Raw genomic sequence first — 26,396 nt, forward strand, 5'->3', positions numbered from 1 at the left:
TCGCGTGTGACTGACACTGGGAACGGCTCCATAGACGCAACGCACATGTTCGGTGACGAGCCGGAGATGGTGCACTCGAGCCGCTCGGCGATCTCGACGGGGCAGCTGCCCGACTCGGGCGACGTGAAGACGGCGATCGACGAGACGTACGAGCAGTTCTCGTCGGTCGACGACGGCGAGGTGCCCGACTACATTCCCGCGCTGGCGGATGCGGATCCCGACCTGTTCGGGATCTGCATCGTCTCGACGGAGGGGCAGAGCTACAGTCGCGGCGACGCGGAGCTGCTGTTCACGATCCAGTCGATCTCGAAGGCGTTCGTGTTCGCGCTCGTGCGCGAGGAGGTCGGGCACACCAAGGCGCGCAAGATGGTGGGCGTCAACAACACGGGCCTGCCGTTCGACTCGGTCATGGCGATCGAGCTCAACGGCGGCCGCACCATGAACCCGCTCGTCAACGCGGGCGCCCTCGCCACGTCGGCCCTCGCGCCGGGGGAGACGTGGGAGGAGAAGTGGGACTTCATTAGCCGCGGCCTGTCCGCGTTCGCGGGGCGCGACCTCGAGATCGACGAGGACGCGTTCGAGTCGGAGCGCAAGAACAACATCCGCAACCAGGGCATCGCGCGCCTGCTGCAGAGCTACGGGCACATCACCCTCGACCCGCACGAGGTGACGGAGCTGTACACGCGCCAGTGCGCGCTGCTCGTCAGCACGGAGGACCTCGCCGTCATGGGGGCGACGCTCGCCGACGGCGGGCGGAACCCGAAGACGGGGGAGCAGGTCATCGGGCAGGGGGCGTCCCGGGATGCGCTCGCCGTCATGGCCGCGAACGGGCTGTACGAGGCGAGCGGCGAATGGCTGTACGAGATCGGGATGCCCGCGAAGAGCGGCGTCTCGGGCGGGCTCGTGACGATCGCACCGGGCAAGGGCGGGTTCGCGAGCTACTCGCCGCGCCTCGACGACGCCGGCAACAGCGTGCGCGGCATCAAGGCGGCCAGACACCTGTCGAACGAGCTCGGCATGAACCTCTTCGCGTCCGGCACCGTTCAAGACTAGGTTCGTCCATGTGACGACTCTCCCCGAACAGGCGCTTCCCGAGCGGGCCGCTGACGCCCCGCGCTCGACGCTGCTCGAGCATCCGACCGAGTTCCCGCACGAACCCGACCTGGTGGCCCCGGACAGTCGGGTCGTGTCGACGGGTAACCTCCCGGACCAGGCGCGGGTGCGCGAGATGCTGTCCGAGACGTACGAGCGGTACCGCGACGTGCAGGACGGGCGGGTTGCCGACTACATTCCGGCGCTCGCGGAGGCTGATTCCGGCTGGTTCGGGTTGAGCCTCACCTCGGCGACGGGGCACCGCTTCTCGTTCGGGGATGCGCAGCTGCCGTTCTCGATCCAGTCGATCTCGAAGGCGTTCGTGTACGCGCTGGTCGTGCAGGAGCTCGGCCACGTGGAGGTGCGGGAGCGTATCGGCGTGAACAACACTGGGCTGCCGTTCAATTCGGTGATGGCGATCGAGCTGAACGGCGGGCGCACCATGAACCCGCTCGTGAACGCGGGTGCCCTGGCGACGACGTCGCTCGTGCCCGGCACGACGTGGGATGAGAAGTGGGACTTCATCCACGCCGGCCTGTCGAAGTTCGCGGGTCACGAGCTGGAGATCGACGAGCGCGTGTACGAGTCCGAGATGGAGACGAACACCCGCAACCGGGGCATCGCGAGGCTGCTGGAGAGCTACGGGCACATCTCGCTCGACCCGATGCAGGTCACCGAGCTGTACACGCGCCAGTGCTCGCTGCTCGTCACCGCCGAGGACCTCGCGACCATGGGTGCGACCCTCGCCGACGGCGGCGACTGCCCCATCACGGGCATCGATGTCGTCGACCCGTCCGTGAGCCGCGACGTGCTGTCCGTCATGGCCACCAACGGCATGTACGAGGCGAGCGGCGACTGGCTGTTCGAGGTGGGCATGCCCGGCAAGAGCGGTGTGTCAGGCGGCATCGTGACGATCGCGCCGGGCAAGGGCTCGCTCGCGACGTTCTCCCCGCCGCTGGATGCGGCTGGCAACAGCGTGCGCGGCATCCGCGCCACGAGGCACCTGTCGAACAAGCTCGGGCTGAACCTCTTCGCGTCGACCGTGCAGTAGGGGCGCGGTGTCACTCGTTGCGGTCGCGCCGCAGCGACGGGGCGAAGATGACGACGAGCAGCAGCATCGCGCCGGCGGTGAGCCACGGGCCGCCGGTGACCACGCCTTGCTGCGGGCGGCCGTTGTGGCAACGCATGAATGTGGGTCCGACTCGCTGCTGCGAAGAAGTGTCGCCAGTCTGGTGAGCGCTGCCAGGCAACGAGCCCTTTTCGGCGACCGAGAGCGGCACTATCGCTGGCAGCGATGGCGCGCCGCGCGGCCTACGCGCCGACGTCGGCGCGTTCTGAGGCGGGGATCGTGCGGAGCCCGGTGGTGTCGAGCGAGTGGCGCTTGTCGCGGCGTTCGACGGAGACGCCGAGTGCGGTGAGTCCCATGCCGAGCACGGCGAGGACGACGCCGACCCACCCGGGGGCGAGGTAGCCGAGGCCGCCCGCGATGACCATGCCGCCGAGCCACGCGCCGAGGCTGTTGCCGACGTTGAAGGCTGCGTGGTTGATGGCCGCGCCGAGGAGGGCGGCTTCGTCGGCGATGCGCACGAGGCGCGACTGGATGGCGGGGAGCAGCGACGACGAGGTGAGGCCGAGGAAGAACACGGCGATGAACAGGCCGACCGGGTTCGACGCGATGAGGCTGTAGAACACGAGTGAGGCGATGAACGAGCCGAAGCCGATGAACATCGTGCGCGTCAGGTTGCGGTCGGCCGCCCATCCGCCGATGAGGTTGCCGAGCGTCATGCCGACGCCGAGGGTCGCGAGCACCCACGGCACGATGCCGGGGCCGAGGCCGGTCTCGCGGGTGGTGACTTCGGCGATGTACGAGTAGACGGCGAAGAACCCGCCGAAGCCGATGGCGCCGACGGCGACCATGATCCAGAGGCGCGGGTTCTTGAAGGCGATGAGCTCTTTCATGGCGCTGCGCTCGGGGTTGCCGGGGTAGCGGGGCACGAAGAAGAACACGAGCAGGAAGGTGACGAAGAAGATGGCCGCGACGAGGACGTACGCGTAGCGCCAGCCGCTGGCCTGGCCGAGCCAGGTCGCGAGGGGTACGCCGAAGATGTTGGCTATCGTGAGGCCGGAGAGGGCGAGCGCGACGCCCTGGCCCTGCTTGCCTGGGCCCATGATGCGGGCAGCGAGCAGGGATGCGACGCCGAAGTACGCGCCGTGAGGGAGTGCCGCGATGAAGCGCATGATCGCGGTCGTGCCGAAGTCGGGCATGAGGGCGGATGCGGCGGAGGCGACGATGAAGATGCCGAGGAGCCAGAAGGCGAGCTTCGTCTGCGACATGCGGGCCGCGAGCACCGCGAACACGGGGGCGCCGACGACGACGCCGAGGGCGTACGCGGAGATCAGGATGCCCGCCTGCGCGATCACCGCATCCGGGTTCTGCTCGAAGCCGGGCAGCAGCTCGCGCGCGATGTCGGGCAGCAACCCCATGGTGGCGAACTCGGTGACGCCGATGCCGAACCCGCCGAGCGCGAGCGCGAAGAGGGCGATTCCTCGCCGGAAGGGGGTGAGTTCGGGCATGACCTGCATGTTGCGGACCTCTGGTTCTGAGTTCGGTGACTGGGTTCGCAACGCTGCGCAGGTACCAGGCTATTCCCAGGCGGGAGAATGTGCGAACAATCGGCCGGGTGGATGTTCGGGTCAGTTGTCTGTCGCAGTGACGGTGATGCCGGGCGCGAACCGGTACGGGGCGGCGATGAGCACGTTTCCGAGGTGGCGGCGTAGGCGGCTGATCTCCGCGCGCACGGTCACGTCGTGCTCCGGCGTCCCGTACAGGCGGGTGGAGAGGTCACGTGCGGTGAGCCCTCGCGGCGCGGCGGCCAGCAGGAAGAGGATGTCGGCTTGGCGGGAAGGGATGCGCACTTCGCGTGAGTCGGTTGGGGTGCGCAGTTCGACGAGCGCACCTGTGCCGGTGGCCGACACGGTGATCGTGGTCTCGGGCGGTGCATCCGCCTGTGTCGTGGATGCGCGGGCCGGGGCCAGGAGGAATCCTCGGTCGAGCCCGCTGATCAGCACCTCCCCGGATGGTGTGGTCCAGGTGTCGCCCGCCTGCAGGCCGCGGGGGAGCGGGATGCGGGAGTTCACGTCGACGCCGTGCGAGGCGGCAACCCAACCCCATTTGTCGACGACGGCCCACGGATGGTCGAGCTCGCGGGTGGCGCTGAAGCTCGCGGCGCGAAGGTCGGCGATGTCGCGGTGGTGGCGCTCGCGGAGGTCCTGCGTTGCCGCTTGGGCGAGGAGCGAGATGAGGCCGAGGGACATGGGATGCGCGTCGGCGACTTCGAAGGAGAGGTCGACGGTGCCGAGCGTTCGGCCGTTTCTGGGGTCGCGCACCGGGGCTGCGGTGCAACTCCAGAGGTGCTGCGAGCGGGAGTAGTGCTCGGCGCCGTGTACCTGCACCGCGCGGCGGGCCGCGAGGGCTGTGCCGATGGCGTTTGTTCCGACGCTGTTCTCGCCCCACGCTGCGCCTTCGACGAAGCCGAGGTCGTCGGCGCGGGCCAGCATCTGCGTGCCGCCGCTCCGGGCGACGATGCGGCCGTGGCGGTCGCTGATGACGAGGACAGCGGTGTCGTCGCGAAGCAGGGTCGAGAGGTGGCCGAGGTTCGCGCGTATGAGCGACGTCAGCAGCAGGGCATCGGAGTCGAGCTCGTTTGTTGCGGAGGCTCCAGTGGAGGCAGGCTCGGCGTGCTTCGCGCTCGCGGGCCGGCGACTCGGGCGTACTCCGCGACGGCGAAGTCGTGCCCAGGAGTCGGCGATGACGTCGCGTGGATGCGCGGGCGCCCGCTTACCCGAGAACTCCGCGTCGTAGACATCGCTGAGGAGCCGCGAGTATGACGTGAGGTCGGACGTGGAGGGGAACGCCGCTTCGAGGGGGAGCGTCATGCCATCGCCTTTCTGGCGGACCGGCTCGCGTCGTTGCGTCTGCTGGCATCGTGCTGGAGTCGGGGCGCCACGAGTCGATTCAACCCCATTCGCGCGCGGATTGCCTGGAGGAGGGTCAGGGGTTGCCAAGGGTTGCGTGTGGTGTCCTCGGGCGGGGTGCCGCGGGGGAGCGGAGTCGTGCATCCGGTGCCTTCGCTATTGGGGTGGATGCGCGCCTACCGTGGCGTCGTTCAGCGGTCGCAGGCGAAGCCTGGTCGGCCGCACCTCGAGTTAGGAGTTGTCATGACCGACACACAGGTCGCGCTTGTCACCGGAGCGGGTCAGGGAATTGGGCGCGGGATCGCGCTGAAGCTGGCTGCGGATGGCTACGACATCGTGGTTGCCGACCTCGACTTCCAGGCGGAGAAGGCTGCCGGGGTAGTCGCCGAGATCGAAGCGCTCGGTCGCCGTGCCGTGTTCGTGGCGGCGGATGTGTCGAAGAAGGCAGACGTTGAAGCGGCCGTCGCGACGGCGCTTGAGAAGCTCGGCGGGTTCGACGTGATCGTCAACAACGCCGGCATCGCACAGGTGAAGCCGATCCTCGAGGTCACGGAGGAAGAGCTCAACAAGATCTTCCAGATCAACGTGAACTCGGTTGTGTACGGCATCCAGGCCGCGGCGAAGTCGTTCATCGAGCGGGGCGTGAAGGGGCGCATCATCTCGGCGGCGTCGATCGCGGCCATCAAAGGCTTCCCGATCCTCGGGGCGTATTCGGCATCGAAGTTCGCGGTGCGCGGCCTGACGCAGGTCGCCGCGCAGGAGCTCGCGACGCACGGCATCACGGTCAACGCGTACGGCCCCGGCATCGTGGGTACGGGCATGTGGGAGCTCATCGACAGTGAGCTGTCGAAGATCAACGGGAAGCCGCTCGGCCAGAACCTGAAGGAGAATGTCGAGTCGATCCAGCTCGGCCGCATCGAGACGCCGGAGGATGTAGCGGGCGTGGTCTCGTTCTTCGCGAGCCCCAACGCCGGGTACGTGACCGGCCAGGTGCTGCTCGTCGACGGCGGGATGCTCTACAACTAGCCGGGGGTGGCTGCGCGCGCCACTTCGTCGCTCGCGACACGACGGCGACACGACGGCGACACGGTGGTGCGCGGAGCCCCCAGGTTCCGCTAGGATGGTCGAGTTGTCCTCGCGGAGAACGAAAGCCACGGGCTGTGGCGCAGCTTGGTAGCGCACTTGACTGGGGGTCAAGGGGTCGCAGGTTCAAATCCTGTCAGCCCGACGGTGAGGTCCCGGAAACTCAAGGGTTTCCGGGACTTTCTAGTTGGTGAGAATTGATCCGGTCATCGAAAACCCATCACTTTGACGCCCTTGCGGCCCGCTCGGGCTGCCGCGCTCCGGCAGCTGTGCCGTCTTGCCGGTTGCTCCCGGTTCGTGGGTGGGAGCAGGACGCACCTGTTCGGTATGGACACCGAACGCAGCCCGGCGGGCAACCCCTGGGGTCTGGAGCCGCTGCTCGACATCGGCGAGCTTGACGCCTACCTGGGCGTGCCTGTCTCCACTGTCTACGACTGGCGCACCCGTGGTCTCGGCCCCCGGGCGTATCGCTTCGGGAAGCATCTGAAGTTCGCGCTCTCGGACGTGCGGATCTGGGTCGAGCAGCAGCGCGACCCCGAATCGCCTGCCTCTCCAGAGCGGAGGTGATCCGATGAGTCGGCAGCGTTTGCCATCGGCAGCTTCGGGAGATTGGCCACCTCGTGAGCCCCGGCGGGCTGCTCGTCGCGCGTGCCCGTTACCGCGACTGGACGGCAAGACGCGGCTCGTCCAAGCGACCGGGGATACTCGGAAGTCGGCAGAGCGGGCGTTGAAGGCGAAGCTCGCTGACCGGAGTCTCTTCCAGCCGTCGTCCTCGGCGCTGACCCCGGACAGTCCGTTTCCGGACTTGGTCGCGTACTGGCTCGAAGACCTCGAGCTTGAAGACCGGCTCTCCAAGCGCACCCTGCCGCTCTATGAGCGGAACGTGCAGACGCTCGTCCTGCCGGTCTTCGGGCACTTGACCTTGCGGGAGATCGGCGTCGCCCGTTGTGACCACTTCCTCAAGCAGCTCGCGAAGCAGAGCTACAACCGCGCCAAACGGGCCCGTGTCGTGCTGCGCCTGGCGCTCGGCCTCGCCGTCAGACATGAGGTGCTGCCGCCTAACCCGATGGATCATGTCTCGCGACTGCACCGGCCGGGGTCGACGCCGAACGCGCTGACGTCTGCGGAGGTGAACGCGGTCCGCGCGGCGATCGCGTTCTGGGAGGCCGGACGCTCGATCTCCGGTCCGAAGCCCGACGAGCAGCTCGGGGCGATCGTCGAGGTCATGCTCGGTACCTCCGCCCGTATCGGCGAGGTGCTCGCCATTCATCCTCGGGACATCGATGTCACCAGTCCGACCCCGTCCATCCGGATCACCGGCACGATCGTCAGTCACTGCGGCGAACCGACCACGCGGCAGGACCACCCGAAGACAGCGAAGTCGCGGAGGACTGTGGCGATCCCGTCGTTCACCGCGGAAGCCGTGCGGCGGCGCCTGGCGCGCCTGGAAGACCTGTCGCTCGACGCGCTGCTGTTCTGCAGTCGCGAGGGAACGCCGCTGACCACGAACAAAGTGCGCCGGCAGCTTCGGCACGTGCTCGACCTTGCCGGGGTCGCCGGCGTCACCCCGCACGTGTATCGCCGCACCGTCGCGACCGCGATCGACCAGCAGGCAGGTGTCGAGCTCGCTGCCGAACTGCTCGGGCACACCGATCCGAAGATCACGATCCAGCACTACATCCGCCGCAGTGAGATGGTGAAACCGGTCACCGCCGAGATGCTGGAGCGGGCGTTCGCTAAGGAACAGTGAACAGCGGCCGATCGACGGGATCGTCACAAGTGCCAGCGGCCTGTGACGATCCCCATCAGCTGGTGGCGCGCTATATGCGCGTGAGTTGGGCTTGGCGCGCTGTTTCTCAAAGACGGAAAGGTCGCCGTCCGCCAGTCCGCTCAGATCGACGCCCTCCTTGATGAGTTCTCGTTCGACCCGATCGAAGATCTCGATCAGAAGCGGGTAATGCTCGGCCGCGTAGGCGAGGAACGCCGGTATGTCCTTCTTCACGAGCGGAGCGCACTGAGGCGGGCGAACCTCGGCGACATCGGATGATTCGTTGAGCGGTGATTCGGACATCTCAATCCTGCCTTCCTGTTGTTGGTTCCTTGTGGCGTTGAACGGGCACCGCCCGCTGCGGATCTTCGGTGCACTGGATAGGTGCGCTTCGCTCCCACCCAAGGAACTCGTCGTCATTGACGGGTAGTTGGGAGGGTCCGAAGCGAAGGCTCGATCAGAGCAGTAGGTCGGGGGTTCGACTCCCATCAGGTGCACCTGGGGTGCTCTATACGAAGCGCTGCGGCACATGCAGAAGGTCAGAGGTTCGAATCCCGTTAGGTCCACCTGGCGCGCGTTGTGCGAAACGGTCGGTGATCGTGACGTCGCGGGTTCGACTCGCGTTTGGTCTCCCGAAGTAGCCCTACACGAAATCCTCTTCCGCGGCGCCGTGCAGCCCTAGCTTGGCGATCTCCGGCCGAAGCTCGACACAGACTTCCTCCGGGTTCGGCCCGATGAGCACACGGTCCATCAACGCGTTGTTCAGAGGCTTGCGATCTGCGGGAGCCGCTGCGAGGTAGCGGTCGTAGGCGTCTTCGAGGAGATCGAGCGAATCCGCCAAGTGCTTCATCTGGAACACGACATCGTCGCTCGGGCTCTCCTCCTCAGCCTTGGTACGGAAGAGTGACTCGGCCAACTTGCGCTGCTCTTTGACGAACAGGTCGCGAGGCAGGGCATCGGAGTAGTAAGCCTCGAGGACTTTCTCTTGGCGCAGCCGGATCTCTTGCGCCTGCGCGGCGAGGTCTGATCGCCTCTGCCCGGAGCCGGATGCTTCCGCCGCGAGCTGATCCTGCCAATGCCTCTCGATCGCGTTGCGTCGGTGAGTGGAGATCTGGATCCGTTCGTAGGCCTCCTCGACGCGACGCTCCACGTCGCTGATACGTAGCGCGCTCTGGGTGCATCGCGGTGTGCCGTGCTGGCGGCCGGAGCAGACGAAATAGTCGTAGACGCGCCCGCTCTTCGACCGAGCGTTGTGGACCAGCAGACGGCGTTGACAGTTGAAGCAACGGATCGTGCTCTTGAGATAGTGCGTGTGGATGCGGCCGCGTTCACCTTGACGCCGAGAGGCGAGGAGACATTGGACGGTATCCCAGGTCTTCACCGGGCCCATCGGCTCATGGCTTCCTGCATGCTGTGCGCCGTTCAGCGTGACGATGCCCTTGTAATAGAGGTTCGTCAGCACATGGTGAAGACTCGCGACAGTCAGCGCCGCGGGGGAACGGGAAGCAGTCGCCCGAGTCCAAAGTCCTCCGTCCCGAAGTGCTGCGACCAGCTGAGCGACGCTCCACTCGCCAGTGGCATAGGTGTCGAACGCCCAGGTGATGTGTGGCGCCCGTTCGTGGTCGAGTTGGATCGCTCGATACTCATGTCCGTCCTCGGTCTGGCGGCGGACGTTGAGGTAGCCGATCGGCGCGCGTCCTGGTGTTCCGCCCTGGATGGCTTTCTGCCGCATTCCCCTCATGACTTCTTGCGCGAGGTTGCGCGAGTAGAACTCCGCGATCGACGCCATGATCCCGTGCAGGAGGACACCGTTCGGCGTCGTGTCGAGGCCTTCGGTACTTGATATGAGACGGGCGCCCGCAGCATGAACGGCCTGGGTGATGGCGATGCCGTCGGCTCGAGAGCGAGCGAGGCGATCGAGCTTATGAACGATGACGTAGTCGACTGGATGCTCCTGCAGATAGGTGAGTATTCGTTGGAGCTCTGGGCGATTCAAATTTCGTCCTGATTGACCACGATCAACGAATTCGGCGGAGATGAGAGCGCCTAGCCCATGCGCTTGCTTCTTGTTCGCCTCGCGCTGCGCTGGGATAGAGAAGCCGTCTCGCTCGCCGCCCTTGTCTACTTGCCGAGTAGTCGAGACACGGACGTACGAGACGGCCGATAGCGGCGAAAACGACACAGCGGCAAGGGAGCAAAGTGGGGATGTTTGAAGTGAGTTATTCACTTCAGCAAGGATGGCGGCTGCGATGTCCTATCACGCATCGGCCAACGGCCGAACCAGGATGCACCCACCGTGTGGACTGAGGAGACGGTCCGGGACTTTCTCGACGGATGTTGGCACGGCTCCGCCGCGAGTTGCACCTGAAGACACGCACGGAGCCCCAACAGCGGCGCTTGCCTACGTCATCGGGGTGAGCGTTGCTGAGGAATGGCTGCCTCGAACGCGATGATCTGACCTTCGAGCCCCGTGCGCTGGAGGCTGCCGCATCGTCCCCGTTACCGCGATCGTGTTGTCCGCGAAGTCCCGTGGCATGTGAAGGGGCACGTGAGCGTGGCGCACCACCGATCTGGCAGCGACAGTGCCAGAGTTGACGTATGCGTCGCACGATTCAACAATTCATGTGGGGATATCAGCCGCACTTTCGGTACAGTCTCGAAAAACTCGCGGCGCATGTGCTTGAGTCGATCGGCATCCATGGTGCGCCAGAAGCACTGCTGATCGGGTTCCGCGAAGAGGGTGCGTCGCCTTGGCCCATCTGCATTGAGCCGGAGAGTCGCGGCTACGAACCGTCGCAGCTCGCGGACGTTGTCGCCGTCGCCGATGACCGTCTGGAGCAGCATCCCGACGCCGGAGTTTTCTATAGCGACGCCGGCCACCACGAGAGGATGATGAAGGCGCGCCTTGAAGAGTGCCGAAGAGATTCGATTGCCGAAGAGCTTGAGGGCAGTTCACCCGGGGCCGGTCGCCTTTTCTTCGTTGGGTATCCACGCCGTGTAGATGACTATCGGGTCTACCCAGTGGTCTCAGTTTTGCGTACTGTCTGGGATCGCTATCCTCGCCTCACGCACGTCCACCGCAATGGTCGCATTGTGACGATCGAGTCGATGCAGCGCGCCGTGATGGAGGAGGTCGTCAGGACGGCGTCGGCGGATCTGGACCGGCGCGAACCGCCGCAGGAGCTCTCGGACTGGCCACATGTGATGGCACCCGATGTGGTGCGGCGGGGTGCCGAGCGATTTCTGCGGTCGCTCGTTGCGGCGCACGGATCTTGGGAAGGTACGGAGTTTATGAGCGCGATGGACTCGGTCGCGGCGCAGCCGTACGAGGGGCGCACCGCGGTGGGGTCCTTGATCCTAGGGAAGCCGGACCACCCCGCACTTTCGTACGATCTCCGATTCGAACCACCACTCAAACTTCGAAAGTCACGGGTCTTCAGGAAGACGCTCGAGATGTCCGGAGTCGCGGTTTCGCTCATCTCGGACGGGGCAGAGATCGTGGGGTTGGGGCGAGCACAGGCCACGTATGACGCGGACTCGGAAACTCTGTTCCAGGTGACGGTTGTCGCTCGCGGGGCATGGGAACTCGCTCACGCCGGGGTCGGATTGATGCGCGTCGAGAACGGTCGCGCGCAGCTTCCCCAAGAGCGCATATCCCGTGAAGTGTTTGTCGACACGGCGCGCCGAGTTCTCGGAGACGAGACACATCCCGACAAGCTGTGGTCTCAGGTCGAGGGTGCAGTGGATCAGCAGCACGGAACCATGCTGGTTGTTCACCGCGATGCCGATGCGGAGGCTTCGCGGCTGGGTGCGCAAGCCACGCTTATCGATCCCACCGAGCTGACCGCGGAGGCACTCGCGGCGGTCACCTCTATCGATGGGGCAGTCCTCCTGAGGCCAGACGCCACTTGCGTTGCGGTCGGCGTCATCCTGGACGGCACCGCTACTGCATCGATCGGCGACGCGTCGCGGGGTGCGAGGTTCAACTCGGGCATGCGGTACCAAGCAGCATCTCCAGGAGGGTGCCTCGTGGTGATCGTGAGCGAGGACGGGATGATCGATCTCGTCCCCCGCCTTCCCCGACGAGTCAGACGCTTTGACGTGGAGCGGGCCGTCCAGCGTCTGGAAGACGCGGCGGGCGCGGCTGACGTCGACTTCGAAGTAGCCACCGATCGAGCGGACCACGTCAGTTCGCTCGCGTTCTACCTCACCCCTGAACAGTGCGCGCGATGCAACGCCTCGAAGGCCCTCATAGAAGAGGCAAGAGCGAAGTCCGGTGGCGCATTCATTCGCGTCGGTTGGAACCCTCTGAAACCCGACCCTGAGCTAGACGATTCCTATTTCCTGCCCGAGTAGGTCGGTGGAGATTCCCTTATTGTCCGCGCTCACTCGGGTCGTGCTTGGGTGGCCATTCTGAGCTACGCGAGCGTTGGGGCGAACGGGGATCGCACGGTCCCCATCTGCTTCCCGCGCGCGAACCCGCGCAGGTAAAATTGCGGGACGTAGTGGTGTCGCTTCTTTTCTTCCGTCACGAAGAGATTGTCTCGTGCAGGGCGAAGGATGGGGCGAGGCTAGCGTGACTGCGCTCGCTTATTGCTTGATTCCCGGTCCCTTTCGGGCAGTGACCGATAGTGGAACCGCAACGTGCATTCTGATCCCGAACTAGCGGTGCTATGGCCATTCCGGTTGGGGTCTGATCCCATCCCAGGCGATCCGTACTGGGCTCCGTCGAGTAGCTCGGGGCAGGAGGCGTTGGCGGTCTGAGCTTCGATCTCTGCTCGCACGGCAATGCTGCCGGGGCGGTCCGGAGGGTTTACACGATTCCCTCCTGGGTGCCCAGTACGGGGATGTAGCCGAGGAGTATCCCCTAACTGTTCATGTCGTCAGGCCGGTGGTCTCCCAGTACGGAGATGAGGCCGCCGGCGGGGTTTGCGTCGAGCCAGTCGGCGGTGTCGTTGCGGGTGGCGTCGGGGACTACCAGAACGTCTCGAGCTCGGAGACCGGCCCGCACGGCCAGCCCGTGAACGAGTAGAACGAGGCGACATTCTATGGGTCGGTCGTCGTGCCGGGTGGGAGGAAGATGTCGTCCAGCCAGCCAGGCCTGCGCCCGTGCCCGCGCCTGCTCGCCGTCGCTTCCCGACGCGATGACATCGGAGTATGGTGCTGCCGATCCTGGTGTGGCTTCCGCTGCCGGCGCGGGCCATCCTGCGGGGGTCGCGCATCCGGTCACACGTCAACTCGGACGCGGGGCCGTTTAGAAGCGCGGAACTCGCGGAACCCAGTTGTTCTCGAGTGCGACCCTTTCTAGTACGCCCTTCCCCAGAGGGCGCGTCGACTCTTCGGCGTACAACACCCACTCCATCGGGTATCGGCCGGGGTCTCGGAGAACTTCGGTCGCCAGGTCTCGGTCCAGTGCGATCGATGCTCCGCCGATTCCGGAGAGCGAGTCCAAGCCGAGTGCAGCGACACCCTCAAGCAAGGTAAGGGAAGGGGACGTCTTGATTCGCGCGGCCAGCGCCTCTGCAATCGGCCAGTACGCTGCCTCAGCGCAGGCGAGGTCCCGCAACTGGCCACCGGTGAGTTCGGGGATGTCGGTCATCGATAGCCGGGGATTCTGGAAGTGACTAAGTAGGAGCAGCGTCCGCGCATTCGCACCTGGCGAACTGATGCTCGCTGGCAGCATCCGAGCAGAGCCGTTCTGGCTGATTCGGCTTGACGACGCGGCGGTCGCCGAGAACTCCGCCGGAGGCAGGTTGGCCAGCACGGCATCGACCCGAGCGAGATTGGCTGCGACAGCTTCGACTGAGCCCGCCGCAATGAGTGCCAGAACCCATGTGCGGCGCGACAACTGGTCCGGGCATGCGTCGTGCTGCTCGGCCCACCACGTTGCTTCTGGTCGTCTGCGTACCTCGATGACAAGAGTCCCGTAGTCCACGTCCGGGCCGAATGGCACCCCGTCTCGGTCCTTGGAACCTGACGCGACGAGGTCAACGGCTGCCGCACCGGTGACTGCAATCTCCGCGGCAAGCCAGGATGGGCCGTGGATTCGCGTGAGCTCCCGAGCGGGAGCCTGCCAGGGCTCCGTCGTGCCGCCCTGTGAGTGTCCTCTCCGAGCGGACCTACGGAGAGCAGCGTAGGCCGGGTTGATGTCGAGAAGTCGCGTCCAGGCGGCGTTCCGGGCACCCTCATCTACTCGGTCGACAGCGAGATGCCCGTTGGGCACCAATGCCGGCGACTGCTTGCCTGGTACTCCGCGATGGAACCACTGCGGCCGCATCGCAAGCAAGAGCGCGCCGGCTTCACCCGCACCTCGAGATTTCGAGTCGGATGCACGGCCTTCGAGGACGGCGGACAGCATCCCTTGCGAGAGAGGGCTACCTGGAGACGCGGCCGCGCCCACGCCGAGTGCAGCCTCCGACACGGCCGCGGTCGAGCCCGTGAGCTTGTCGCTCGCATCTGCATCTAGCTTTCGGATACCGTACGCGCATCCGATGGTCAGCCATTGGGCCTCACCCTCAGTTCCAGTGGCATGACGCAACTTGTCGCGCCACCACAGTTCGAAGTCTGCGCGCGCGATAGAGGACTGATTGCGCAGCATCTCCACTCGAGCCACGGCGAGGTGGTGTGTCGGATTGCGCTCAAGGGCCGCTTGCAACGAAGTCGCGAGCTGCGCGCCGCCCGAGTCGAGCGCGAGTGCAGGAAAGTCTGAAGAGTACTGAGGTTCCCGCGCGAGCATCACGGTGAGGTCGTCAGTCAACATGCCGACGACGTCACGTTGCACGCGGGTATTGCCGACGAAAACGGCGTCCGACAGGAGCGCCCAGGATGCGACGCGGTACTCGATGGCAGTGTGTTCGGAACCGAGGGCGTCCTCGACTCCGTATCGCAGAGCGGCCAGTTCGTTCGGCGAAGCAAAGCCTGCGTAGAAGCGGGCGGTGTTGAGCCAGTATGGGCGGCCGAGCAGCTCGCGGAGTACCGACTGTTTGGACAGCGGTTCTCGTTGTTCGCGCCCAGCCCATTCGGCGAGGAACCGCGCTGCGAAATACTCCCGCACTGGCTGCACCGCGAACTTGAACAACTCGTCCGTCTCGCTGGTGAGGGCCCAGAACCGGTCAGAGGCCGCACGGAATAAGGTCGCGGCGTCATTGCTGTCGGCGCCGACTTCGCGGAGATAGAGCATCAAGGTCGTCTCGATGTCCTTCCGCGTCATCGCGCCCGCGGTTGGGTTCGTTTCGACCCCCGCCTGCATATGCCACCCGAGGAACGCCGTGACTTCCTGCACCTGCGCCACGGCGTTGCGTCCAATCTGTCCTCGCGCCACCTCACGGTCCATCAAAGTCGACATGTAGTCGGCGTACAGCGGCGTGCGGGCGACTGGGACCGAGTCACCCTTCTTGCTGATGAGGTATAGCAGGATAGCGAGCTGCATCGGGTTGTCTGCGAGTTTTGACACGTGGTCGAGCGACGTTCGGTCGCGAAAGATTCGCCGGAGTTCCGTGCGCGCGGCGCCGTCGATGCGGCGAGCATCACACCACTTGATGACGAACTCGTTCTGGAGAGCATCGTCCATGGGGTCAAGCCGCACCCGCTGAAACTGGTCTGCAGACGGTTCTGCAAGACCAGTGGCGTTGGGGCGCGCGGTGACGACAATCTGAAAGGAGCGCAACTGCGGCTTTGGAAGAGCCATCCGGGCCGCAAGTGCCTCAACTTCTTCGACGATAATCCGCCGCAATTCCGGATCTGCCACCTCATCCAGGCCGTCGAAAACGATGAGACACGGGTAACGCTCCAGCAGGCTGTGAACGTCTTCGACCGTCACGTCGCGCCCGCCGCTCGCTGCCACGCACAACTCCGCGATGTAGCACTCCGCACTGCGTGTCGCCCTGGAGCGCCGCTTTGAGATGCGTGGGCGCTCGTCGTCGAATGTGTCGAACCCGTCGACCCAGGCGGCGTACTCTTTCAGCTCGACCCGGAGCGGTAGCTTTGGCTCGCGGATGGGGACAGACGGCGGAACAAAGCCGCTCGTCTCCTGAGCAAGGATGACAGCGCGATGCACCTGGCAGAGGAACTGCGTCAAAGTGGATTTGCCCTGGCCAGGCACCCCCATGAGAAATGTCAAAGGCACGTGCGCGTCGAGCAAGGAATCGACAGCGCCACGCGGGCGCGTGCTCGCGAGAATGGGGTTGCGCTGGAACTCCCGCACAGCATTCCTCGGTGCTGCGACCAAAGATGCGCGAACGTCAACGAAGAGCTCTGCGAGGCTGACGCGGTCCATCTCCACCTGCGAGAACCGGACCTGCGCGTCGTTACGCCACTGGTCTGCCAACACCTTCGTCATCGTTTCCCGCATTCGAGCCGCAGACGCTTCGAGTTGCGTTCCGAAGATGAGATAGCGGATGGCGTCCGAGCCCGCGAGCATCTCCTGGTACGACCACTTGACGCCGTCCCCGGCGTGGTCCACCTCAGCATCGATGTCTGCCTGCCACCAGCATTCGACCTCGATACCCAGCTTTGCCGAGTAGTCATTGAGGGTCTTCTGGAGCTTCTGCAAGCTGCCCGTACCCTTCGACGTCGTCGTCGCCGCCACCGAAGTCATCAGGATGTAGCGAGTCGCGCGACCTTCATTAACGAGCTTGCGAATCTTGTCGAACTCGGCCTGGAGAGTGGCCTCCAGCCACGTCGCAGGGTTCTGCTGGTGCTTGCTTGTCCACTTCACCTGGTAGACGATGCTGCCGTGCGAGATGGCGTCGATGCCCTCGTCAGCCATTCCGACCGGGAAGCACTGGACCGGGTCGTACTTGGCTCGCAGGAGCGCTCCGCACAACTGCTGAAACTGTTTCTCCGACAGACGCCAGTAGAGGTACCTGAAGGTGTTCCCCGCTTGGTACTCCGGACCGCGCGGACGACGCGCAGACGACGGACCGGACCTTTGACGACCAGATGTCACCGATGCTCCCCAGATACGACGGACAGGCTCAACTCAACCTATCGGTGAGGAGCGACATCGGGAGGCCGAAAGCGAAAGGCCACCAAGGGTTCCGGGCGTCGGCGCCGATGTAATTCGGTGCCAGCTCTCAAACAGGCGAGCAACTGCGCAGACGATGATCCAGCTCGCTATCGCGGCCCGCAAGCCCGTCCGTCACCGAGCAGAGATCGGTGCCGAGTCCGGGACCTAGCGCGATGACTATCCTTCGCGCTAATCGGAGCCATGTACGGGCACCGCCCGGAAGTGCTACCCAGACGGGCCTCACCCACCGAGATCAGCGTAGAGGAACTGAACGCAGCCTGGCGTGTGACGCACGAGCTTTTTCGAGGGGCTTAGCGAGCTGTCTGGTCACCTGCGTCGTGCTGTGCAACCCAATCACCAGCAGCAGGAAGTAGCCGATCGAGCACCGCTAGTCCTTCGGATACGTCGTCTCTTGAGACTTCGCGGGCGTGTGCAATCGCATTGCGAAGTTGTCGCACGCTGTCGAGCGCCGGTGCGTAATCCGCGATGAACCACTCCTGGACGCGACGTTTCTGAGCCTCTCCCGTGGTCGGGCGGCCTCTGCCGCGGAGAGCGTGAAGATCCAACACATCGGCGAGTGCCTCGTATTTCTCGAGCAACTCCATCTTGAGCTCGGCGACGCTGGACGCGACGCGATCGCGCTCCTCGGGCGGCCCGTCGGCACGGTAGCCCCCGGCGTCGTTTGCTACTCGAGCGCTTTCCTCCCGCAATCGTTGGCGCTCATCTGGGCCCCATGCATCCGAGCCGAAGTGGTTATGAACCACAGCGGAGGCAGTTGAGTTCGCTCTGACAACGGCGTTGATCTGGACTTGCTGGAGTAGCACCGTCGCGCGGAGGTCCTCAATCCCTTTGCGCGCTGCCGTTGCCTTGGACTCCGCAGCGGCGATACGGCGCTTCAGGGTCACCCCGAGCACAGTCACCTCCGAGATATCAGGCCACAGCAGCGCGACAACCAGGAGCAGCACTAGGAGAACGGTCGCGCTTGTGATTGTCGGTGGAGCGCAGGTCACCTCGGAGCTTGCGAGGTCGTTGATGTCAACACTCCGAACGAACGTGCACTCACGGTAGATCCAGATCGTCGCGATCGCGAATGTGACAAGAAGCGCGAAGACTGCCAACAGACGCGCAACACGCCATCCGCGCTTAACTGACGGCACCGTTGGATCGTCGCGCGGAGGAGTTGGAGTCATCACGAGCCCAATACTGCCGCATCGCCAGCCGCGCGGTCGCCACCACTAGCGCGGCGTCAGCGCGGCGCCACCGGGGGCGGTTAGCCGCACGAGCGCCAGGCGCAAGGATCCTTACCCGCATCGGGAACGCGGCGGACGGGCCCGGACTCGTGCAATCCGGGTTCCTTCGCGGGCGCCACGCGACCGGGGGCGCTACTGTGCCACAGCATTCCCGCGGCGAGCGATCTGCCAGAAGACTGCACGTCAGCGACGGTGCCACTGTCTCGGCTTAGGTGAAAACCACGAAGCGAGATCGTGGCAGCGCTCGTGAGTCCAACCGACTTTCGAACACACGCGGGGTACCCGCACAAGGCGTTTGCGCGAGGTCCAGACTACGGCACTGGGCGCCAGCGCGAAGTTGACTTCCTCATCCAGCCGTACAACACAGAGATGAGCGCGCTGTGCATCGAGGCAAAGTGGCAGGGTCGAGCCATTGCCGGTGGGACCGTATCCTGCTTGACATTTGTCGCCTGGCGTTCGTCAAGGAGCGCCACCTACAACAGAGTGCCTTTTTGCCCTATCCGGTCCTGTATCCGAAGCCGAAGCCGCACTGAAGTCGCTAAGGAAGAACATCCCAGCTCGGAAGGGCAAGTACAACGGGATCCGGCTACTTGAGGAGCCCGGTGAGAATCGCTACTCCGTGCGGCGCGTACGCCGAATGAAAGACTGGGGCGGACGGTTCGTGGGGAACGCACTAGTTGAGAACGCACTCCCGAAGAAGGCTAATGGGAAGGTCAACATCCCAGCCAAGTTCGCCACCAGTCTTGTACGGTCGCACGTCACGCGGGCCGGAAATTGGCAGACAATCGTGTGGCGTGTGTCTACGAGCGCAGCTCTGAGGTAGACCTTCCCGTTTGCTTTGCGGGATCCCTGAGAACGCGCATCGGCTTGTGGAAAATCAGCACGCGGTCCCGGCAAGCTTGGACGCCAGCGTCGCGGTGTCTGGAGCGTTCTACACTACTGTCGGCTGAGTGAGCGCAGTCAAAGACTCTCAGCCCGGGCGGGAAGGCCCAGCGGATCCAGATGGGGTATCGCGAAGGCCAGAGCGCAATTTGGCCTAGTGGTTTGGTCGGGAAAGCGGGCACTCTGGAGCCGTCCGCGTCGGTGCTCGCGGCGATGGAGGCAATGAAGCCAAGTGTGAGATTGCTCGCCGACTCACGATTGAACGAGTGGGAAGAAGCGCTGAATAGGACTCTCAGCGGTTCGCGGTGGCCGGAGCCCCGAAGGCGGAGGAAGCCAGTCGACTTCTTCGGCCCCTCGAGGTTGAAGTCGACTATGTTGCAAACTGCTCAAGGCGCTCGCCCGCATCCAGCGCAAGAACAGTCGCCGCGGCTTGGTCTGGCGTGGACATCAGAATGCAGCATGGCCGGTAGACAGCTCGCTCACTCGTTCGCTGCGAACGGCCGGACACAAGCTCGGGGAAGATGAACTCATCGCGGTGGAGCGTTTCCAGATCGCAGCCTCTGAATGCTGGGGCATCTGGCCCACGCTCGGGGAGATGAACTTCTACGCGCAGATGCAGCACGATGGCGTTCCGACTCGCCTAATCGGTGTTTCGCTCGACCCGGAAGTGGCAGCGTGGTTTGCGGTCGAGGAAAGCGAAGAGCTGGACAGCGTCGACGGTCACCTCATCTCGTGGGGTCGATCCGCCGCACCCAAGCGAAATCAAACGCCCGAACCCCCCCAATGGATCCCGGCAGCGGGTGGCGACGCGTTCTGGCATATGTGGCCGGACCAGGAAACACGACGCGCGAAAGAGTGGGGAACCGGAAGGGCCATGCCTTCATGACAGCCGGCAGCACTAAACGAGCGTATGCGGGCATAGCGCGCTGCGTTTCTGTTCGATGCCGAACCAATCCTCGATGCAGATCTCCTCCAAGTTTTCAACGAGCGGCTCGGTGAGGACTGGAAGGTGAAGGAGATCGCACAGGCGACGCGCGTCCTTGGAATACCGTCACGTCATGACGTCCAAGCGACGCCGAATGAGGCTCGAGTCGTTCCACTTTTCAGCGTGAGGATCTCATCGGGCGCCAAGGCAAAGATTCGCAGCTACCTCGAGAACAGGGGCATCCCGGAATCGACCATCTATCCGGATCGTGCGGGACTGGTGGCATACCTGCGTCGGATGGGTGCGACGGGCGATCAGTAGCCAAACCACGCCCGATGCGGACTGTAGACACTACCTGAACTTGCCGGCCGAAAGCCGGCCCATCACCCTACAGAGATCGGCGCCGAGGCTCGGATCCAGTGCGATGAGTATCGTTCGCGCGAATCGGGTCCTCCTAAGGGCAGAGCGCGCATCGAGTGACTGAGTCGCGGCTGCAGCATAGACATCCTGGCGCTGCCTGCGCCAGGATCGACTCATCCCTGGACAAAGCAGCAAGCACACCTACGGGGCCTTCTTCAACGCAGGCGAGCTCATGGAGGGTAGCGTCGCCTGCCCAACATGCGGCGAGTCGACCTTGCATCCCACCGGCCACGTCGCGAGCCTGGAGCCGTCGAAGGAGTACTCGCCGAACGTCAGCCTCACTGCTTGGTGCGAATGCGGCCAAACACTAGTGATCGAGTTTGGCAACTACAAGGGACATTTCGCCATCGACGTCCGTACCCTCGTGCGCGCATAGATCCCGGCCTGACGCCGAGATGTCCTCGCTTGGACCTCCGCGCCGTCACGGTTCGCGGGGCGACGCTTGATGACGGGCTCCGCCTTGCGTTGCCCGGGTCATTCGCAGCCGGGGGACTAGCGCGACTCGGGCGCGGACCGTGGCGGTTCGGTCGGGAGTTGGTAATACTCTTCAGTCATGGGTGCCGTCAAAGAGTTCTTGATTCCACACCTCGCGCCGCTCGCGACGCCATACCTATTCGTCGGAGCTGGACTCTCACGCCGCTTCGCGGCGCTTCCCTCGTGGTCCGAGCTGCTGCGCTTGTTTGCGGACAAGACAAGCCAGCCCTACGAGTTCTACCTGTCGGCGGCGAACGGCGACCTGCCCTTGGCAGCAACCAAGATCGCCGAGGCGTTTCATGGTGTCTGGTTTAGCGATCTGGAGTATGAGGACAGCCGCAGCAAGTGGCAGTCAAAGGTGGTCGATCAGGCCGGGCCACTGAAGATCGAGATTGCGAAGCTCCTCGATAAGCAAGTGGCGGCGATGACGATTCCGCAGGCCCTCGAGGCCGAATGGGAGTTGCTAAAGGCCTCGACAGTGGACGGCATCGTGACCACAAACTACGACCGCGTACTGGCTGAGGCCTTCCCCTCGTACCTCGAGTACGTCGGTCAAGAGGGCATGCTGTTCTCCGACACTCAGGGCATCGCTGAAACCTACGCGATCCATGGTTCGACGCGTGACCCGATGTCGCTTGTCCTGACACAGTCCGACTACGAGCGATTCGACGCCCGGAACGCTTACCTCGCGGCGAAGCTGATCACAATCTTCGTGGAGCATCCGGTGGTGTTCCTCGGCTACAGCTTCAATGACGGCAATGTGCAACGGATGCTGACTGCCATTGTGCAGGGACTCCAGAACCACAGCATCGACAAGTTGCGCGACCGTCTCATCTTCGTCGAGTGGCGTGCCGACGGCGATGCTTCAGTGGAAGTGACTGACGTCAATATCAACGGCCACCTGCTGCCGATCACGCGCATCAGAACGCCCGACTGGACTGAGGTTTTCGAGGCGTTGGGCTCGCGGAAGCACGCACTCCCAGCTCGGACCCTGCGCATACTGAAAGAGCAGGTCTACGAGATCGTCAAGTCCAATGATCCCAAAGATCGGCTCTTCGCATACGCAGACATCGACTCGGCCAAGGCGGAGGACATCTCAATCGTCTTCGGTGTTGGCGCTAAGATCGCGGCGACTGGAATCGTCGGCATGAACCGAAGCGACATCATCGATGACGTTCTCGAGAACCCTCCCGGTGGGCTTCCGGCCGACGACATCCTTCAACTGCACATTTCGAAGATTCCGAGCAACTGGTGGTATCCCGTGTTCAAATACCTGCGCGAAGCCGGGCACCTCGATTCTGACGGCAAGATCCTCGACGAAACGGTGCTGCCAACTCAGGTGGTCAAACTCGCCCAGCGAAACCGGGCCGAAGTCGTCACGAAGTTCCGCTACCGCCGTCGCGGCACGATGGCCGCGCTGGAAGCCAAGCACGACTGGCGGTGGATGTTCTCGAACTTCCTGGAAGTACCGTCTTACATCAATCTCGCGAGCGACCTGCGCGAATACTTGATCGATAACGCCGGAAAGCTGGAAACCGAGCCTCCGTACTGGCATACCAATTACTCCAAAGGCGTGGTCGCCTACGACTACATCCGCTACGGGCTTGGTTGGAGCTAACTCGCGATCGAACCGCGCCACCCTCAACGGTGCGGCCTTCGAGTACGGTCATCGAGTGCGGTGTGTCGCCGTAACATGCCCTCGGTTGGGGCTGGCTGAGCGTGCGTGGAATCGCGTCGTGAGTCCTGGGCTGTCATTGCGCGGACAGGACGAGTCGTGCGTGGTGTCTAGTGCGCGTGTGCACCGCCCGATGCGTTGCGCTATACCGGCTCCCTATGCGCACGACCACCGACGCTTCGTCGGGTCGAGGCTTCCACAGCGTGCCGAGCCGTCCGTTAACCTCCTGCATCCGAACTACACCACGCAGCTTGCATCGTGGGCGCTGGCCACCGATCAGCGATCCGCCACTCCATCCGGATCCCGCTCGAGCCCGTAAATTGTTCTTGGCGCGAGTCCGAAGCCCGACCTATCAGAAACCCATCTAGATCACCCGCCACGACTCGCCACCAACCGGGTACTTTCGGACCAAGCGAATCGCCCGGTTCCCTGTAAATACAAGGGAATCCGCGAGTTCCTGAGATGATCGGCGGAGACCGGAAATCGAACGGATCCTCCAGGGGGTCGCGGGTTCAAATCCTGTCAGCCCGACCATGTGATGTCGCAAGACATAGAAACAGCTCGAACCTGCAAGTGCAGGTTCCAGCTCTTTCGTTTATCTGGCCCGGCCCTTGGGGTTGCCGGTGGCTCGGTAGTCCTGGCCGAGATCGATGGTGAGCTCGCGCAGGACTTCGCGGGTGGCGGCGTTGATGACCGTCACACCCAGGTCCTGGATGAGAAGTTTCATGTGGGTTCGGGCGAGGGGTTCGTCTGATGCCGCAACCTCGTCAGCATGCCCTAGTTCTTCGGGAACCTCGCGCGCAGAGCGTCGATGCTCTGCTGCGCACTCCGACGCACATCGATCTCGGGATCTTTGAGCAGTGGGCGCAGGAGTTCCAGGTCTTCGAGCGCGCCCACGGCTCCCAAGGACCTCGCGGCTGCCGACCGCACTCGAGCGACGCTGTCGCCGAGCAGCCCAGCCAGTTCGGATGCTGCTGGGAGCTCGCGCGCCGCAACAACCCTTGCTCCCATTTCACGCACCCGCCAAGCCGGGTTGGTGAGCGTGCCGATAACCGCCGGTGCGGCCGACTCATCCCAGACATACAGCAGCGCTCGGGTGCCCCAGAGCTCGGGCCAGTAGAGCACGGGCGCACCATCAAGGATTCCCTGCGCGTGATCGCCGCCGACGAACAGGAGAAGGTCGTCGCCTTCGTCATGCCCCTTGATGAGGCCGAGCACCCGCTCAACGAACTCGGACTGGCCGTACCGCTCGACGGCGGCCGCCAGCCGCTGCTCAAGCGGGAGGTCGACAGGAACGGGCGCAGGAACTGAGGAGGGCATGTCAGACATCACCTCACCCTACGCCGACCGCGCTGTGGTCAGGTGCCCGCGAGGCGCCTTCCCGCTTCGAACTCAGGATCCACCCGCCGCATCCACATCTGCCGCCAGCTTCTTCTGAACCGCGAACTGCGTGCGATGCAGCTCCTCGTACCGCCCAGCCGCGGCGAGCAGCTCCTCGTGCGTGCCACGCTCCACGATCGAGCCGTCCTCGACCACGAGGATCATGTCCGCGCTACGGATCGTGGACAGGCGGTGGGCGATCACCATCGCCGTCCGCCCCTCGAGCGCCTCGCTCAGCGCCGCCTGCACGGCCGCCTCCGACGTCGAGTCCAGCGCAGCCGTCGCCTCATCGAGGATGACAACCCGCGGCTGGGCCAGCAGGAGCCTCGCGATCGTCATCCGCTGACGCTCACCGCCCGACAGCCGGTAGCCGCGCTCGCCCACCATGGTGTCCAGCTGGTCAGGCAGCGACCGGATGAGCGGCTCGAGGCGGGCGCGGCGCACCGCATCCCACACCTCGTCGTCAGACGCCTCCGGCCTCGCGAGCTTCAGGTTGGAGAGGATCGTCTCGTGGAACAGGTGGCCGTCCTGCGTCACCATGCCAAGCGTGTGCCGCATGGAGGCGAAGGTCACGTCGCGGACATCCGTGCCCGCGAGGCGCACCGCGCCGCTGTCGACGTCGTACAGGCGAGACAGGAGCTGCGCGATCGTGGACTTCCCGGCACCCGACGTGCCGACGAGGGCAACGGTCTGCCCCGGCTCGATCCGGAAAGACACTCCGTGCAGCACCTCTTCGCCTCCGCGGGTGTCCAGCGTGGACACCTCCTCGAGCGAGGCGAGCGACACCTTGTCCGCAGACGGGTAGCCGAAGTGCACATCGTCGAACTCGACAGACACCGGGCCCTCGGGCACGGTAACGGCGTCCGGCTTCTCCTTGATGAGCGGCTCGAGATCCAGCACCTCGAAGACGCGCTCGAAGCTGACCACCGCGCTCATGATCTCCACCCGCGCATTCGCGAGGCTCGTGAGCGGCGCGTAGAGGCGGGTGAGGAGCAGCGCCAGGGTCACCACGTCGCCGGTCTCCAGCTGACCGCCGAGCGCGAGAGCGCCGCCGAGTCCGTACACGAGCGCTAGGGCCAGCGCCGAGACGAGCATCAGCGCGGTGAAGAAGACGAACTGCAGCATCGCGGTGCGAACCCCGATGTCGCGGACCCGGGCCGCGCGGACGCGGAACTCCTCGGCCTCCTCATCCGGCCGACCGAAGAGCTTGACGAGCGTCGCACCGGGCGCCGAGAAGCGCTCGGTCATCTGTGTGCTCATGGCCGAGTTGTGGTCGGCGGCCTCGCGGCGCAGCGCGGCCAGGCGACTGCCCATGCGGCGCGCGGGAATCAGGAAGATGGGCAGCATGATCACGGCCAGCACCGTCACGAGCCAGGACGTGCTGAGCATGACGATGAGCGTCAGGATGAGCGCCACGAGGTTCGTGACCACGCCAGACAGCGTGCCGCTGAACGCCTGCTGCGCGCCGATCACGTCGTTGTTGAGGCGGCTCACGAGGGCGCCCGTCCGCGTGCGCGTGAAGAAGGCGATCGGCATCTTCTGCACATGGTTGAAGACGGCGGTGCGGAGGTCCAGGATCACGCCTTCGCCGATCCTCGCCGAGTACCAGCGCGTCACGAGCGAGACGCCCGCGTCCGCGACGGCGACGATGGCGATGAGGACCGCGAGCCAGACGATCGTGCTGAGAGCGCCCTTGGCGACGATGACGTCGACCACCTGCCCGGCGAGCACGGGCGTCGCGACCGCGAGGAACGCACCCACGATGGAGAGGCCGATGAAGAGCACCAGCTTCGACCGGTAGGGCACCGCGAACGTCAGGATGCGCCGCACCGACTCACGCGAGAAGCCGTGCTTCCCATCCCTCGCGGACGAGATCTTGTAGAGCGAACTCCAGGCCGCGCCTTCCATGCTCATAGCGGTTCCTTCCCCTAGCAGGAGGCTCAGCTTAGGCCGCGGCTCGTCCCAAATCGGGGTTGTCCGCCAGGGGCGCAGTGCGCTGCCGGCTGGAGACCCCAGGAGAGAGACGCGCGCGCCCCGCCTCGTGAGAAACAGGATCGCCCTTACGCGTGCGCGCCGGGAATGTCGCCCTTTCTCGGCTTGGCGGAATACCCACGTGGGGTATACGGTTGCACTCACATGTACCCGGTAGGGGTATCCAGATTTCGGAGGAGTCGCGATGATCACGAATGAGTACCAGGTGTCGGGCATGACCTGCGGGCACTGCGAGATGTCGATTCGAGAAGAGGTCGCTGAGGTGACCGGCGTCGAGGACATTCAGGTGAGTGCCCAGACCGGCAGGCTCGTGGTGACCAGTTCTGGCCCCGTCGAAGACGCGCAGGTCCTGGCCGCCGTCGCGGAGGCGGGGTACACGGCGGTGCCAGCGACATGAACGCAGGCGCACGACTAGCGATATACGGACTCGGTGTGGTGGTGGCGTTCGGCGCGGCATTCGGCCTCGCCGGCGT

General features: G+C 64.7%; 18 protein-coding genes and 1 tRNA gene. 10 read left to right on the top strand and 9 right to left on the bottom strand.

Annotated elements, in window-relative coordinates; genetic code table 11:
* Window positions 1-6: 6 nt before the first annotated feature.
* Entirely contained in the window at window positions 7-1,053 is a 1,047-nt protein-coding gene (gene glsA / locus F8O03_RS06625; RefSeq protein ID WP_244295996.1) for a glutaminase A, read from the top strand.
* A 109-nt stretch (window positions 1,054-1,162) separates the two neighbouring features.
* Entirely contained in the window at window positions 1,163-2,143 is a 981-nt protein-coding gene (gene glsA / locus F8O03_RS06630) for a glutaminase A (RefSeq protein ID WP_271983323.1), read from the top strand.
* A 10-nt stretch (window positions 2,144-2,153) separates the two neighbouring features.
* On the opposite strand, the gene F8O03_RS18505 is transcribed toward glsA (F8O03_RS06630), so the two are convergent.
* The 3 genes from F8O03_RS18505 to F8O03_RS06640 form a co-directional block, all read right to left on the bottom strand.
* The gene (locus tag F8O03_RS18505; RefSeq protein WP_280115564.1) at window positions 2,154-2,279 is read right to left on the bottom strand and encodes a hypothetical protein; all 126 of its coding nucleotides are present in this window, start codon (window positions 2,277-2,279) and stop codon (window positions 2,154-2,156) included.
* 124 nt (window positions 2,280-2,403) lie between these two features.
* Window positions 2,404-3,666: an MFS transporter gene (locus F8O03_RS06635; protein ID WP_151423186.1), complete on the bottom strand. Its 1,263-nt coding sequence runs from the start codon at window positions 3,664-3,666 to the stop codon at window positions 2,404-2,406.
* Window positions 3,667-3,786: 120 nt separating this feature from the next.
* On the bottom strand, window positions 3,787-5,028 hold the full coding sequence (locus F8O03_RS06640) for a sigma-54-dependent transcriptional regulator family protein (protein ID WP_167516508.1): 1,242 nt from the start codon (window positions 5,026-5,028) through the stop codon (window positions 3,787-3,789).
* Window positions 5,029-5,310: 282 nt separating this feature from the next.
* Between F8O03_RS06640 and F8O03_RS06645 the strand changes: the two genes are divergently transcribed.
* From F8O03_RS06645 to F8O03_RS06660, 4 genes are all read left to right on the top strand, one after another.
* Window positions 5,311-6,093 (top strand): acetoin reductase, encoded by a 783-nt coding sequence (locus F8O03_RS06645; protein ID WP_104252604.1) that lies wholly within the window; start codon window positions 5,311-5,313, stop codon window positions 6,091-6,093.
* A 128-nt stretch (window positions 6,094-6,221) separates the two neighbouring features.
* Window positions 6,222-6,295, top strand: a tRNA-Pro gene (locus F8O03_RS06650).
* 182 nt (window positions 6,296-6,477) lie between these two features.
* Window positions 6,478-6,717, top strand: a complete 240-nt coding sequence (locus F8O03_RS06655) for a helix-turn-helix domain-containing protein (protein WP_151423188.1) — start codon at window positions 6,478-6,480, stop codon at window positions 6,715-6,717.
* Between the two features lie 160 nt (window positions 6,718-6,877).
* Complete coding sequence (locus tag F8O03_RS06660; protein ID WP_244295998.1) at window positions 6,878-7,900, top strand: tyrosine-type recombinase/integrase; 1,023 nt, start codon at window positions 6,878-6,880, stop codon at window positions 7,898-7,900.
* 661 nt (window positions 7,901-8,561) lie between these two features.
* Here the strand turns inward: F8O03_RS06660 and F8O03_RS06665 are convergent.
* Entirely contained in the window at window positions 8,562-10,145 is a 1,584-nt protein-coding gene (locus F8O03_RS06665; RefSeq protein WP_167516509.1) for a recombinase family protein, read from the bottom strand.
* 371 nt (window positions 10,146-10,516) lie between these two features.
* On the opposite strand from F8O03_RS06665, the gene F8O03_RS06670 reads away from it, so the two are divergent.
* Window positions 10,517-12,274 (top strand): hypothetical protein, encoded by a 1,758-nt coding sequence (locus tag F8O03_RS06670; RefSeq protein WP_151423190.1) that lies wholly within the window; start codon window positions 10,517-10,519, stop codon window positions 12,272-12,274.
* 898 nt (window positions 12,275-13,172) lie between these two features.
* On the opposite strand, the gene F8O03_RS06675 is transcribed toward F8O03_RS06670, so the two are convergent.
* Window positions 13,173-16,685, bottom strand: a complete 3,513-nt coding sequence (locus F8O03_RS06675; protein ID WP_151423191.1) for an NACHT domain-containing protein — start codon at window positions 16,683-16,685, stop codon at window positions 13,173-13,175.
* A gap of 551 nt (window positions 16,686-17,236) precedes the next feature.
* Window positions 17,237-18,118 carry a hypothetical protein gene (locus F8O03_RS06680; RefSeq protein WP_151423192.1) on the bottom strand — a complete coding sequence of 294 codons (882 nt, stop codon included), beginning with the start codon at window positions 18,116-18,118 and terminating at the stop codon, window positions 17,237-17,239.
* Window positions 18,119-19,487: 1,369 nt separating this feature from the next.
* On the opposite strand from F8O03_RS06680, the gene F8O03_RS06685 reads away from it, so the two are divergent.
* Window positions 19,488-19,943: an FRG domain-containing protein gene (locus F8O03_RS06685; RefSeq protein ID WP_167516510.1), complete on the top strand. Its 456-nt coding sequence runs from the start codon at window positions 19,488-19,490 to the stop codon at window positions 19,941-19,943.
* A gap of 1,012 nt (window positions 19,944-20,955) precedes the next feature.
* The gene (locus F8O03_RS06690) at window positions 20,956-22,494 is read left to right on the top strand and encodes an SIR2 family protein (protein ID WP_151423194.1); all 1,539 of its coding nucleotides are present in this window, start codon (window positions 20,956-20,958) and stop codon (window positions 22,492-22,494) included.
* A 652-nt stretch (window positions 22,495-23,146) separates the two neighbouring features.
* Here the strand turns inward: F8O03_RS06690 and F8O03_RS18510 are convergent.
* The 3 genes from F8O03_RS18510 to F8O03_RS06700 form a co-directional block, all read right to left on the bottom strand.
* The gene (locus F8O03_RS18510) at window positions 23,147-23,278 is read right to left on the bottom strand and encodes a hypothetical protein (RefSeq protein ID WP_280115566.1); all 132 of its coding nucleotides are present in this window, start codon (window positions 23,276-23,278) and stop codon (window positions 23,147-23,149) included.
* A gap of 50 nt (window positions 23,279-23,328) precedes the next feature.
* A complete protein-coding gene (locus tag F8O03_RS06695; protein ID WP_167516511.1) occupies window positions 23,329-23,880 on the bottom strand; it encodes a HEAT repeat domain-containing protein in 552 nt (183 codons plus the stop codon).
* Between the two features lie 63 nt (window positions 23,881-23,943).
* On the bottom strand, window positions 23,944-25,845 hold the full coding sequence (locus F8O03_RS06700; protein ID WP_151423195.1) for an ABC transporter ATP-binding protein: 1,902 nt from the start codon (window positions 25,843-25,845) through the stop codon (window positions 23,944-23,946).
* A gap of 262 nt (window positions 25,846-26,107) precedes the next feature.
* Here F8O03_RS06700 and F8O03_RS06705 point away from each other — a divergent pair, with 262 nt between their 5' ends.
* Window positions 26,108-26,320 carry a heavy-metal-associated domain-containing protein gene (locus tag F8O03_RS06705; protein ID WP_151423196.1) on the top strand — a complete coding sequence of 71 codons (213 nt, stop codon included), beginning with the start codon at window positions 26,108-26,110 and terminating at the stop codon, window positions 26,318-26,320.
* Window positions 26,321-26,396 lie beyond the last annotated feature (76 nt).

This window comes from Pseudoclavibacter terrae (assembly GCF_008831075.1).
GTDB lineage: Bacteria > Actinomycetota > Actinomycetes > Actinomycetales > Microbacteriaceae > Pseudoclavibacter > Pseudoclavibacter terrae.